Genomic DNA, 12872 nt, shown 5'->3' with positions numbered 1-12872 from the left:
CACACTCCTGTATCTTTGAAGTAATGAATAATCAGACTCTTTAGGATCATAATTTCGAAGTGCAGGAAGATACATATAATTTCTAAAGCCGTAAGTTTTCAATAACCAATAGTCGCTAACCAAGAGGCTTGTTGTTCTAAACTATAATGACGAATGTCACCTTTATCTAAACTGTAACTGTAATCAGCGAAGCGGGAAAATAATCCTCTTGTTCTTACAAACATGCCGTGTTGTGCTTGCCAAACGTGCATCATTTCGTGCATGAATCTATGTTTCTTCTGTACGTCAGCCTCCATAGAGAAATCATGAGAATAGGTATCTTCTCTAAACCACATTTCACCGTTTGGACTCATAGCAACATCAATAGGCTGTAGGTTAAACGGTAAGTAACTTTCCCGATGTACCCAAATTTTATTGTATTTTAGACCATAACCATAAAGGGATCTTGCTAACGCTATCTCACCAAGCGTTAGCAGTCTCAAGCCGCCAGGATGAATCATTGTTCCCGATGTTGCTCTGATCCTCTCGTTTACAGGCATCCAAAATCCCTCTGTTCTGTAATGGTATTGATCGTTAATCGTACACCTACGCAATCGGGCAGGGGAAAGTTTTTTGCCGGGAAAAGTCTAATTTTGGCATGGCAAATCAAATGTATTTGTTCGCCTCAATGACCTGGGCCATTTGAGCCTCTTTCTCTTCAAACCAGTCTTGTTTAGAAGCGTACTGGCGCTTCTTCTCCTTCAACCATGCCTTACCCTTAGCTTTCATAAACGCCTTACGGACGGCTTTAGACGGCTTACGCTTCGTTGTTTCTGCCATGTTGCACCTCACGTTTTCTATACGGCTCAAAGAGGTAGACGCTATCAGGGATTGAGGAACAAATTAAAGTGCAAAAAATTTGGGTAATACTTCACCTTTACGTGCCGTGATGGGCACATAAAAAAACGGGGAGCGTAACGACTGCGTTAGAAGATCCGGCAATGTATCAATAACGTGATTTATCAGGTGATCGTTGTGTTCCGGTGATCACTGCCGTGGCAGAGCCGCAAACTTTCCCGTCGCGGTTAGTTCCCCATCATTTACGCCTGTTTATCCATCCATCACAGCGCCACACAAAGCCCATAGGCTTACGGATGGATCTGGTATGAACTGCCTGATCCTCGTGTTACTTCACAGCAAGAATGATCAAATAGCCCCCGCACGAAGGGATCACGATAACATGAAATTATTATGTTGATTTTATTGGCTTTTTTGATGGTGCCGATAAGAGGAGTCGAACCTCCGACCTTCGCATTACGAATGCGCTGCTCTACCAACTGAGCTATATCGGCCCTGAAAAGGACATGTCCACGAATGTGAGCACGGGGTAGAAGGTTAAAACTAACCGGGCGATGCGTCAATGGCCTTGCGAATCAAACGCCTATTTTTGCATCATCCGGTTTCAATTACGCACGAATCGTGTCGTTACAGGCATGCTTATACGCGGTCGGGTATTACTATAACCAGCGGCGAACGTGTTGTTCATAGCGCTCCCATTCCAGCCCGAAATGTTTTCGCAGTTGTTCCTCTTCAAAATCGATATGCAATCTGGCAACCGCCAGCATAAACACCGGTACAGCCAGTACTCCAGTCAGGCTACCGATGCAAAGAGCAAAGGCCAACTGGAGTCCACTCATACCAAGGTAGATCGGGTTGCGGCTCCAGGCGTAACATCCGTCGGTAACAAGCGTGGTCGATTTATGTGCATGCAGCGGATTCAGGGTCGTACGTTTCATCCGCATCTGCCACGCGGTATGCAATATCACCAACAGACTGACGCCGGCCAGCAATGCGCATATCACGATATTCACCCTGCCGAATGTGAAACGCGGACTCGCCGTTAGCACATCCGCAACGAGAAAAAGTACTAAGATAAGAGGCGGCGGAAACCAGACTCTTAATTTTGTCAGGAAATGACGCATGGCCAGGAACTCACCTCGGTATCGGTTTAATTAACGCTGATACCGCTATAAATACCCCGTATTAGATACATAAACAAACGATGCCTCACTCACAACAGGCTATCGCCTTCACCAGACAGGCGGGAGTTATCGTACTCACCTCGACAAAAATACCTGCATCAGAGGCATCCGCCCCTGATGTTCCCGAAAGGCTTTACGTTGAGAAAGTAGAATCCGACGCTGATTCAAAAAAATCTAAAGACTGCTTGTAGTAACGCATAAAATCATCAAACGTCACTGGCGGTAAAAATTGATAACCCTGCAGGTAATCAACATTATTTTTCCCCAACCATTGCTGCTGATAGCCATATTCAACGCCTTCCGCCACCATGCGTAACCCCAGGAGTTCGGAAAGGTGAATGATCGACTCGAGCATAGGGATATGTTGCTCAACTTCTTTAATAGCTTTGATAAACGTTTTATCAATTTTTATAACATCCAGGTCTAACTCATTGAGATAACAAAGGTTAGCGTATCCCGTCCCAAAATCATCTAAAGCAAACAGAACCCCTCTGTTTCGCAACGATCGTATCAGCTCTTTGATTGCAGGAGTAATAGTGAGAGTCTGGTTTTCAGTTATTTCAATCATCAATTTTATCGGTAGCCTTTGCGTTATTTCCATAAAATTAAGACACTCCCAATAAAAGACGGGGTTACTTAAACCTGATGGGCTCACATTAAAGGAGACGAATAAAGTTTTATTGAAATCCTCGCTTCCGTCGACCAGATTACGCGCGACGGTGTTCATTAAATAGCTCGTTAACTCATTCATTAAGCCACTTTTTTCAGCCAGCGGTATAAACTCACGCTGAGAAATAGCATAATTATCTCCCTGTGGCCAACGAGCCAAAACCTCAACACCACAGACATCTTCGTTGATATTTACGATGGGTTGAAAATAAGGAATGATTTCTTCATTCCTTATTGCCATACTCAGTCGACTAGAATCTGAGACATCATATGCTTCGCCGTATATTACATTCTTACCAGAATAACTGTTCGTCGAGGAACCTTCATCCAATAGATTATTCCTGGTTAAAAAAATGATAGTTTCATTAAAATGAGAAAATCCCAGACGGGCGGTAATTCGTTCCCGATATCGATACACTGACTTAATTGTTATCGAGTTAGCATGACAAAAATCGTGCAATTTTTCCTTTGTGAAAGATGCATACAGCATTTTCTCTTCAAACTCAGTCAAATGAAAAGTAAATATCGCTGAACCTTTAGTGACTTCCACAACCTCATTGGGAGCCATTAGATTGGCTCTCAACTGAGAAATCAGCTGATCCGATAGTTCCCGTCCATTAATGAATGCATACTCCTCATATCCCCGATTAATAGAACGATTTTCATTCATCCGAAGAACAATACAGTTTATATTGATAAACTGCGTGCTATTTCTCTGAAACCACTTCCTGACCTGGAATAATGGTAACCGGTTATCGATCACCAGTAAACAGGATGGATACCGTGGAATAATTGACTGTGAACCAGAAATAAATGCCCGCGCATCGACCAACACCAGATTTGGCAACCACGCTTTTATCCCTGAGAAAAGAAAAATATCATAACTGAGCAGAAAAACCTTTTTCGTATTCATAGTTACCACCAACTTAAATTTATGGCATGGCAGGTCCCTCGTTTTATACACGAGAGAATATACAACACCTTTAGCCTCCAGAAATTACAATGCAGTCCGCGAATTAACTTTATCCATAAGTCATCTCACGCAGTTTCAGATTTTATAATCACGATTATCCATATGAATATTACCATTAAATGTTAAGGCCATTTTAATTATTGAAAAAGGAAAAATCCTAATTCTTCATCAATACAAATCCTATTGCTCATTTTCACTGCAAGACAAAACAAAAAACCACGAATACTAAAAACGACAAAATATAAAACTACTAAAACCATAAGGATAACATATTATTGTTACTCATGCTGCCCGACAAACCATTAACGTACGTCGCAGATCTCTGATCGCATAGACATTTTTGGCGATATGGATGATCTTATAATAAAAAATTTCCTGTCGTGACATGAGTTGTTCGGTAACGTCATCAGGAACATTATCATTTTTATTTTTAACAATAGCTACACGACGGGTCTGCAGGTAACCATCACGATCTTTACCAATAAAATTCAGGATAACATTACGATCTACAGCATAATTTTCACCCTGAATATTGAGGCTTCCTATCTGAGATACCCGCCCTTCGGTAGCAGAAGAAATACGAAAAACCAGCAGAACTTCACCTTCAATTTTTACCCCCTGAGTTTGCGCCTCCAGATGCAGGTAAGTTTTTGCCGAGCAGGTCAGCGTCTCAGGTTCTTGATGGCGATATAAAAAATATGCTGTTATCGCTGCAAGAAAGATTGCCCCACTAATAAACAAAATTTTCACATTCACGGACAACCCCTCCTTTCTCTAACGTACAAATCCCAAGCAAATTCACTCTAAGATCATTGCCGGCTGATAAATTATTATCGTCATAAAAAACAATTGTTTTCTTGCCATCATGACAAGCCGCATTTACTTTTCGCCACATATCAGAAGATAAAAATGCTTTCGTTTTATCAGCATTATTGTCATCGGCAGTATAAAGTTCACAATCATCTATTGCCCTGATATAGATAAAATTTTTGGAACTTGAATTAAGTGCTAAAAATATAAAAATAGCGCTTCCAAGAAATGCAAATAATAAAATGAACAGAATAATGTTTTTACGTTTTGGTCTTACGGATGAGTTCACCGTCTCAGTTACCGAACGCACAGTTTCATCTTCAGAGGAAGATGACGATTCATCGCTGATCGAAGCATGGAACAAAAATCCCTGCCGAGGCAGCGTTTCAATGGGATTACCCGCCCCCAGCTCACTAAATGCTTTTCGCAAAATACTGATGCTTTTATTAAGACTATGACCCGATGGGGCCATGCCATGCTTTTTCCAGACTTCTTCAATGATAAACTCGCGGTGGACTTGTTGATTTTTATGGGCAATGAATAGCTCAAGTAGTCTCGCGGTAGACGCCGAAAGAATTATTGTCGTATCGCGATGTTTCAGGCTTTTTCTGGTGGAATCATACTCAACCTGTTCATTAATTATACTGTTCATACTACCTGACTCTTAATTACCGTGACGTTGAGTGCAAATGACTAAAATTTCATCTGTGCCGAGTTGATTACTGCATTGTATAAAGATAGTTACAGTATAGGTTCGATATCTAACCATGACATATCGGATCAGACTTAATGCTTACTATTGATTGAGTTTGAAGCACCCCTGACCTACTGGTATGTATTTCTGCAATGCAACGATAAATTTCCGGTTTTTTGATTTCAATTCGCTACTACGCCAGGTTTCACCCGGCAACACATAACGCATGGTGGCTTCATCATCAGTTGAGTTGCACCCCAGATGTACGATGATTTTAAAAAAAGTATTCCCGGTGTTTTTCAGTGTTCCGTTTGCCTCATCAATGGTGTAGGCCAGATTCATTTTTCTCGGGCGAACAACCAATATGGTGTCCATAGCGATCACCGGGAGAGCCTGCCCTCCTTTCCCTTGATTACGCTCGGTAAACAGCGTTATCGGCATTTCACGAAACAGAATTCGGTAATAGCGTTCTTTATCATCCTGTGGTCCACGGTAGAAAATCTTAAAAAACTCACTCGCCTGCGGAGCCAGTGAAAAATTCAGCGGCGTAAACAGAAGTTCGCCTTCAGCAATGGCACTTCTGTTTTCACCTCCCGGTCCAGGCTTATCAATTTTTACTGCGCCAATACTGTACAAATTCTGTTTCTGGCTATCGTTATAGATCCGTTTGCTGATAAATGATTTATCCGATGGCATCTCATAAATGGTCGACTCCAGGTAGACAGCCTGTGCGGAGAATATAGTCAACCCGGAAAGTAAGATAAATACCCATCTAAACACCAAACGGCAGCGGTTCATGGCGTCACTCCCACCCAATTCGCCGTGACTTTTATCTCTCCACTGGCACTGACGACACCTTCCCAATCTGTTCCGGAAACAGTTAACATCGACCGTGAATCATTCATTGGGAAAAGCAATTTTAAATCCGTAGTATAGTAGCTTCCATCATCATTGTTATTTGCGTCCCAGGGCGTCTGTTGCCACTGCGCATCGCTCATATTGATTGCTGCTTCACTACAGCTATTTCGTTTCTTCACCACGCCCCCCGACTGACTGTTGTACTGCAGAAAGGCGGGGATTGGGACTGACAGCCCGCCTTGAGGGGAGGTAAACAGACAGTAAGGCACACTGTTTATCGTCGTACTTTCTCCAATAACTTGCGCGGTAATGCTATCAGCCTGACGAGGACCGGAGACTGTCACGGTGTAATCTATTTCTATAGGAGCGGCGTCGCCAATCGTGCCACTGCCGCTCGCAGAAGCGGTGTTGTCTGAAGAGACGATACTGATCCCATACTCCTTCGGCACAATATTGATCTGTAGCGAAGGCGTAAACTGGTAGTGCCCTGACTCAGGTGTTAAGCCATTATAAAAACCGAAGGTAAACGGTTGAGTGTTAGTAATGCTGATTCCTGAATCGACGAGTTTTTTCAGGAATACTTTTGACAGAAAAATATATATGTACTCTCCAGAGGTCGTGAAAACGTTGTAATAAGCAGTTGAAGTACCATAGTTATACCAGTTTGAACCATTCCCGGAGTATTTCACGGTGGCCGGTCCAGGCGTAAAACCAAGCATCGCCGTGTCGACATAAGCGCGAAACGTCAGAGAGGCGGTCAGATTGGCGGTTTGTTGCAGGTTATAATTTACCATTTTGCAAATCACGCCGTCTTCGCCGTTAACCACGCCAAGCTCGCAATAACCAGTGTCTTTGGTGATGCTCGGCGTACCGTCGCTGGCAACCCAAAGCTCCTGAAATGCATTAGTCGATACAAGTGACAGATGACCGCGTTTGGTTAACGTATAATTGACGTAATTCCATAATCCTTTCGATTGATCTTTGCAACGTTGCCCGGAAGAATAATCATAATCCACGGAAGTATAACAACGGTTGAACACATAGGTTTCGCTGCTACCGGTAGGCACATTGCGAAAGTACTCATAGGCAGTATCCGTCAGGGAAGCGAATCCGTAGGCGCCACCAATAACACCTGCGACAGATCCCACCTGCGCATGATAAAAACCGTTTTTATCAGTGCCTTGCCCGGCAATAAATCCAGTTGATGGACACTGGCTGCCGCTATAACAACGGATCCCCCGAAAAGGCCCGTTAATCGGGGAATTATCAATCCACATGTCCTGATAATAATTTCCTGGCGCAGTCCAGATGACAAAACCTAAATACCCGAGACTTACCTGAGAGGTACCGTATTTTATCCACGTGTTTGAACCGCTGAAACGAGGGTCGAGTGCGGAGGGGGTGATAAAGTATTCACTATCAATGGCATTTTCAATAAACAAATAGTTATTACTGACTGAGCCGGAAGATACTGCATTTAAAGCCAAAGCAGGCGCAGGCGTGAAACTCCCCACGGCACAGATTACAGTAGCTACTTTAATTAATACTTTCATTTTATTACCTCTGCGCCATCGTGGTTTGCGTGGCACATTTCACATCACCAACCCACGCTGCGCCGCGTGCTTTTTCCAAATCGAGATCGGCTTCGCATAGGCTGCCATTGGCTGAAATTAACGTGATGACCGGATATTTCTTATCGATATCGATAGCAAACTCCCCTTTTTCATCCGTACGCGTTTTACCGATGTGATTATGAATATCGGTGTTTGCAGCCAACTGCCCATCGGGATAACGAATACGCCCGAATACGGTGACCATACTTTTCACTTCAGGGTTGATAACACCCACGTTACCCGGATATAGCGTCAGTTCCTGTTTGCGCCCTGAAACAATATCAAAGCTGTCTTCAGAGTTTTTATCATTGAGGATCTCCAGCTTATACTGAGCATAAGGCGGCAGTGCAATGAAATTTGATTTACCGCTGAGAAGATAATTTCGGTTATTAATCTTCGCAGCCAGTTTCCCTTCGCCGGTCAAATCGGTTTTCACAATAATGCCTGACCTTTGCCTCTCTTTACTCAGACCGAAATCTTTTCCTGCCCACGCCAGGGAACCTTGAGAAGAGAAGTTCATATTGGTGGAGTTGTCCGCAGAACGCGTTACCGATACGGTGCCGGCGTTATATTTCGTGTCATAACTCAGATTGCCGTTTACCGAGTAATTATTGTCGTAATACTGCTCACCACTCAGGCGTGTCGAAGCCGACAATCCGACCGATTTAATGGGGCCTTCAGCATACTGCTTGCGCGCGCTGAGATTACCCTGAGTGCTGCCATAGCGATCCCGGGAGACGCCCATGCTCATCCAGGACGCCAACGGCAACGATAAATCCAGGCTGACATAACGTTCCTGTCGCCCATCGTCATTCCGGTTGTTGTAGTAATAACGCTGAATACCTGCGCGCAACCCAACCGTGGCATACTTGCCTGAATAAAGGTTCGTGCTGTAGTCCAGGTTACGGTATTTATTTCCCGAGTAGCGATTCTCCGTCTGACTCACGGTAAGCGAGCCGCCATGAGGAATAAACTTCCCGAGGTTAAGAGTGCCACCAATGGAATAATTGTCACGCTCCTGCATGGGCAGACGGTCGCCAATTTTACTGTCTTCACGAGATGCCCAAAGGGAACCATATCCCTCGGGGATATTGAGATTGATATTACTGATGTTTCGCCATGACGAATCGTTAGCTACCAGCGTCTGATTGCCAATGCTTACGTATTCATTCACATTGAGTGTGACATCCGTTTCATTAACCGTATTGTTGCCAAAACCGTAGAGCGTAGATTTCAGGCCCAGCCCCGACAATATCGCCAACGTCACCGATGCGGCACCGCCGGCAATCCAGGTCTGCTCATTGCCTAAATCCTGATAGTAGTTTCGCTTATAGCTCACACGGTCATAATCCAGTGAGCCACCAAACAGTTGCCATGAGAGCTGATCAATTCCAGCTGCCTGCTGGCGGGCAAAGATTTTATTAACCCGACTAATACGACTATTAATTGTCCGGCCATTGACCACGATATCTACCGTGACATCATAAACACCATACGGAAAACGACTGGTATCAATTTCATAACTGCCCATATTAAAGTTCTGTACGCTGAGCAAACGCCCGTCACGAAATACATGAACCTCGCCAGCGGCTGGCAAAAATACGGTAATTGGCGTGAGCGAAAGCGAGGTATTCTCAACAACCGTACTTCCTTTGTTTCCGTAGCTTACGCCGTAAATTTTCCCACCATTCAGCGCATTCAGGCTGGCAATAGACTGGACATTCCAGGTGTCGAGCATCCCGAGCGCCAGTCGATATCCGTCATAATCACGCTCATACATCGCGCGATAGAGTTTACTGGTGCTGTTGCTGTCGCCTATGCCGTAAAACGAACCGTTAATGTTGACATGGTGTTCACGCAGCGATGTTGTATTGTCCATCGTCAGATAGCTGCGGGTACTGCTGCCGTTATGATAATCGTTGTAGTAGGTGCCAAAGTTATAGTTCAGGACGTTAGAGAGAGTCTCCACGCTGGAAGGTCCAAGCAGGCTGCTGCGTGCGACAATCGCTTCAGTTAACGCATCTTTGCTGACAATCATCTCCAGGTGAAATGAGGAGACGTTGAGTTGCAGACGTGCATCATTCGATAGCTCGATATTGGTGTTATCGTGAAACTTCACATCACGAATTTTTTCCACCAACGCGCGGGTTTTTCCAGATAACACGGCATTATTGGGCAATTCAGCAAGAGTCAGGGCTTTAACCGTAATATTGCCATCAACAAGGGAAATCACCGCATCGGCAACTTTTTGCTGACTTTTCTCATCAGTCTCGTTGTAACGAATATATACCGGCACCGTCATTCCCTGCTCCAGTGAACGGGCGAAAGCGCTGGGGATAACATAATTACCCACTTTTACTGGGGCTGCATGTGAAAATCCTGGTGTCAGCGCAAGAAAAAGACAAATGCTACCGCCGACAATATTTGTTGTTGTCATCTGCATCCTTACATTCCGGTAATTTTATTTATCCCTGCTATTGACCATCACTTCACTGTAATAAACTGCTTACCGTGCCAGATACCGATGCGTGAACGGCTATTACTAATGTCGGTAAACTGTAATTTTATTTTTGTACCCGGCATAATGTAATAACGTTCGCGACAGCCTCGTCCCCGATCGCGAGCCTTATCTTTACAAGCCCCATAGGCGATCACACGAAACGATACATTGCCGGTATTAGTAATAACATCGCCATTTCGGCTATATTCAAAACGCTCCTTGCGCGGCGCGACTACCAGGATAGTGCCAATTTCAGCCGACGCTGTTGCAACAGCCATTTTATTCGCCCGGGTTTCCGCGCTCTCGGTGACCGGCTCATCTATCCATTGCAGACGATAATAACGCTCGACATCATCTGCAGGTCCTTTATAAAAGAAACGAAATACATCCTTCGCCTGGCCAGGAAGAATAAGATTGGCAGGTGTAGAGAGTAATTCTCCGGAATTAACGGGCTTTATTTCGATTCCCCCCACCAAAGGTGATGACAATTGTTTTACCGAAACACTGACATAACGCGCCGCATCTGTCGTATTGATAATTTCTTTCGATAATGAACTCTCAGCAGAAATCATGATCGATGTGATTTCACCAACATTAATTGCCCATCCGGGAAAAGATGCTACTAACCCTACCAACATCGCTGCCGGTAAATATTTTTTCATGACACCATTCCTGATAAATTCGGGAGAACAAATTCTCCCGAATTTTTTATTACTTAGGCAGACGGAGTCGTCCAGGTTGCATTGAACTGTACTTTTACATCGCCAGTCCAATAGCCGTCTGGCAGTGCAGAGTAATCTGCTACTGTCTGACTACCATCAGAAGTCGCTGACGCGATGGTGAATTTGAAGTTGGATTGATCGCTGACACGATCGGCACCGTTATAAGCGCCATCAGCCATCAAGCTTTCAAGACCAGAAGTGGAGCTGGAGTTAACAAGGACAGTATCTGATGAATTAGTCAGCGCAGTGCCATTCCATGCCACCCCTACGTTCAGGGTAGAAGCATCACCACTGGCGTTGATCAGAGTGTTACTAATAATCTGAGCAGTCAGTTCAAAATCAGTTGCCGTCTCCTGACCCTGAATCGTCACATCAAAAGCACCGTCCTGAGAGTTGAAGGCATTCAGCCCTTCAGCATACTGGAAAGTTAAAGAGTTCAGCGGGGTGACAACCAACATGCTGGTGGTATCTTTCGTTGCCGTCGCGTCCCACGAGGCTGTTGCAGAAGCAGTAACATCTGCCATTGCATTTGCTGCAACAAATACAGAAGCCAGAGATGTTACTAATAATATTTTTTTCATTTTATCTTCTCCTAAGAACAAACTCACCACCGAGTCTTATTATTAAGTCACTCCAGCGGTTCCATTAATTGCGAGCCAGAATTGCCGCGCCAAAAAATTATCATTTGGATTAAGTAACATCTCAACAAACCCTGAAACGTAAAAATTACAAAAAACTAAGAATTTTCCTATAAAAAACATTATCTAAGAAGTTTCCTAAGATATAATTACTTAAAATACGTACATTTTTAGAATTATCATCCACACAAACAATAAAAATTAAACAATTCATCTTTTTTAAGTTTTTGATAAATATCAAAAAGATCATACAAATAGCCCAGGAGTAAAACCCTTAAAAAACATAAAGATAATTAACATCCACATACTCTCTCTATAATGTTTATTATTTGTTGCAATTATGATATTTTTTTAACTTCACAAGAAAATTCTCATGAAATATTTATTTAAGGGGGAATATTCTTATAAAAATAGCGCTGACCTGTAGGATTATCATTCGAATTGATAATTATTCCACATAAATAAAACCAGGAATTTTCCATATAAAATGAATATTCCTGGAATATCAAGAGATAAATAACGCACGGCAAAGATAGCGTTAGCTGAAACCTTTTAACCCCAAATAACTATTAATTGTTACCGTACGGACCCGATGTAAGCTAATCAACTTTTGTCGTTCGAGGGATTTTAATGAGCGGCTAACGGTTTCAATTTTAAGATCAAGATAACTGGCAATTTCCTCCCGCGAGAATGGCAAGCGAAGCGTCGTTTCTGGCCTGCCAATACGTAAATGCATTTCGTAAAACTCCACGAGGAAAGCAGCGATTCTGGCCTCAGCATGTTTATTGGCATAACGCCGTAGTTTTTCAACAATGAATCCATTGTCCCTGCAGAGAAACTTGATGACTGCCGCTGCAACCGACGGCTCCTTTTCTGCTGCCTTGAACAACCGCGCAATATCGATATGACATACCTCCGCAGCCGTTGCAGCCTTGATCGTTGTCAGATACTTACCCCCCTCAACGGCATCCAGCGCCATGATGTCTCCCGGAACATAAAAGCGACTGATAAAATCGTTATCACCACATTCCACGCTGGACGTGCAGTACCCCTCGTGAATAACAAAAAGCATGTCCGCGGCTCCATCCTGCCGGGCGAGTATCTCCCCCGCTTTAAACTTCCTTCTTTTGTCTATTAATCGGTATTGATTATCACGATCAATCGCCGCGCCCTTTGGACACAGTGAACAATGGCGGGGGGGAAACGGGTTGCCGAGTGGCACAACAGGAATGCTATGTTTGTGAATATCCGATTTCACGCAACGACTCCTCATAAAAATGAGACTGATTCTAATAGATTGGACCATAGGAACAATACGTGAGCCACAGACCCAGAAAATTCATGCTGGTAGGGAAAATTCTGTGTTACGTCGCC

General features: G+C 43.8%; 12 protein-coding genes and 1 tRNA gene. All 13 read right to left on the bottom strand.

Features of this window, described 5'->3' with window-relative positions:
- Positions 1–98 precede the first annotated feature (98 nt).
- Positions 99–539 (bottom strand): type IV secretion protein Rhs, encoded by a 441-nt coding sequence (locus GPJ68_RS05165; protein ID WP_249144150.1) that lies wholly within the window; start codon positions 537–539, stop codon positions 99–101.
- A 106-nt stretch (positions 540–645) separates the two neighbouring features.
- Positions 646–819: a hypothetical protein gene (locus tag GPJ68_RS05160; RefSeq protein ID WP_165500184.1), complete on the bottom strand. Its 174-nt coding sequence runs from the start codon at positions 817–819 to the stop codon at positions 646–648.
- A gap of 436 nt (positions 820–1255) precedes the next feature.
- Positions 1256–1331 (bottom strand) — tRNA-Thr (locus GPJ68_RS05155).
- A 165-nt stretch (positions 1332–1496) separates the two neighbouring features.
- Positions 1497–1961 (bottom strand): isoprenylcysteine carboxylmethyltransferase family protein, encoded by a 465-nt coding sequence (locus GPJ68_RS05150; RefSeq protein ID WP_149380676.1) that lies wholly within the window; start codon positions 1959–1961, stop codon positions 1497–1499.
- 193 nt (positions 1962–2154) lie between these two features.
- Positions 2155–3603 carry an EAL domain-containing protein gene (locus GPJ68_RS05145; RefSeq protein ID WP_172860623.1) on the bottom strand — a complete coding sequence of 483 codons (1449 nt, stop codon included), beginning with the start codon at positions 3601–3603 and terminating at the stop codon, positions 2155–2157.
- Between the two features lie 342 nt (positions 3604–3945).
- Positions 3946–4419 carry a hypothetical protein gene (locus GPJ68_RS05140; RefSeq protein ID WP_131380711.1) on the bottom strand — a complete coding sequence of 158 codons (474 nt, stop codon included), beginning with the start codon at positions 4417–4419 and terminating at the stop codon, positions 3946–3948.
- Positions 4394–5125, bottom strand: a complete 732-nt coding sequence (locus GPJ68_RS05135; RefSeq protein WP_019076099.1) for a winged helix-turn-helix domain-containing protein — start codon at positions 5123–5125, stop codon at positions 4394–4396. Before GPJ68_RS05135 ends, GPJ68_RS05140 begins: the two co-directional genes overlap by 26 nt.
- Positions 5126–5269: 144 nt before the next feature.
- Complete coding sequence (locus tag GPJ68_RS05130; protein WP_047417050.1) at positions 5270–5965, bottom strand: fimbria/pilus periplasmic chaperone; 696 nt, start codon at positions 5963–5965, stop codon at positions 5270–5272.
- Positions 5962–7578 (bottom strand): hypothetical protein, encoded by a 1617-nt coding sequence (locus tag GPJ68_RS05125; protein WP_046276285.1) that lies wholly within the window; start codon positions 7576–7578, stop codon positions 5962–5964. Before GPJ68_RS05125 ends, GPJ68_RS05130 begins: the two co-directional genes overlap by 4 nt.
- Positions 7579–7582: 4 nt before the next feature.
- Entirely contained in the window at positions 7583–10075 is a 2493-nt protein-coding gene (locus GPJ68_RS05120) for a CS1-pili formation C-terminal domain-containing protein (protein WP_104652203.1), read from the bottom strand.
- A gap of 47 nt (positions 10076–10122) precedes the next feature.
- Positions 10123–10800, bottom strand: coding sequence for a hypothetical protein (locus tag GPJ68_RS05115; RefSeq protein WP_104652196.1), 678 nt, complete (start codon positions 10798–10800; stop codon positions 10123–10125).
- Positions 10801–10853: 53 nt separating this feature from the next.
- A complete protein-coding gene (locus tag GPJ68_RS05110) occupies positions 10854–11441 on the bottom strand; it encodes a common pilus major fimbrillin subunit EcpA (RefSeq protein WP_046276283.1) in 588 nt (195 codons plus the stop codon).
- A 595-nt stretch (positions 11442–12036) separates the two neighbouring features.
- Positions 12037–12756: a Crp/Fnr family transcriptional regulator gene (locus GPJ68_RS05105; RefSeq protein WP_047357633.1), complete on the bottom strand. Its 720-nt coding sequence runs from the start codon at positions 12754–12756 to the stop codon at positions 12037–12039.
- Positions 12757–12872: the final 116 nt, after the last annotated feature.

Source organism: Citrobacter sp. 172116965, assembly GCF_013458095.1.
GTDB classification, from domain to species: domain Bacteria; phylum Pseudomonadota; class Gammaproteobacteria; order Enterobacterales; family Enterobacteriaceae; genus Citrobacter; species Citrobacter braakii.
The sequence above is the reverse complement of the archived record's forward strand: the minus strand, read 5'-3'. Positions and strand labels throughout refer to the sequence as shown.

What these genes read in the sequence shown, in the direction of transcription:
- GPJ68_RS05120 (WP_104652203.1), bottom strand. Translation starts at nt 10,075, where the DNA reads ATGACAACAACAAATATTGTCGGCGGTAGCATTTGTCTTTTTCTTGCG.
- GPJ68_RS05135 (WP_019076099.1), bottom strand. Translation starts at nt 5,125, where the DNA reads ATGAACAGTATAATTAATGAACAGGTTGAGTATGATTCCACCAGAAAA.
- GPJ68_RS05115 (WP_104652196.1), bottom strand. Translation starts at nt 10,800, where the DNA reads ATGAAAAAATATTTACCGGCAGCGATGTTGGTAGGGTTAGTAGCATCT.
- GPJ68_RS05110 (WP_046276283.1), bottom strand. Translation starts at nt 11,441, where the DNA reads ATGAAAAAAATATTATTAGTAACATCTCTGGCTTCTGTATTTGTTGCA.
- GPJ68_RS05130 (WP_047417050.1), bottom strand. Translation starts at nt 5,965, where the DNA reads ATGAACCGCTGCCGTTTGGTGTTTAGATGGGTATTTATCTTACTTTCC.
- GPJ68_RS05125 (WP_046276285.1), bottom strand. Translation starts at nt 7,578, where the DNA reads ATGAAAGTATTAATTAAAGTAGCTACTGTAATCTGTGCCGTGGGGAGT.
- GPJ68_RS05145 (WP_172860623.1), bottom strand. Translation starts at nt 3,603, where the DNA reads ATGAATACGAAAAAGGTTTTTCTGCTCAGTTATGATATTTTTCTTTTC.
- GPJ68_RS05160 (WP_165500184.1), bottom strand. Translation starts at nt 819, where the DNA reads ATGGCAGAAACAACGAAGCGTAAGCCGTCTAAAGCCGTCCGTAAGGCG.
- GPJ68_RS05165 (WP_249144150.1), bottom strand. Translation starts at nt 539, where the DNA reads ATGCCTGTAAACGAGAGGATCAGAGCAACATCGGGAACAATGATTCAT.
- GPJ68_RS05150 (WP_149380676.1), bottom strand. Translation starts at nt 1,961, where the DNA reads ATGCGTCATTTCCTGACAAAATTAAGAGTCTGGTTTCCGCCGCCTCTT.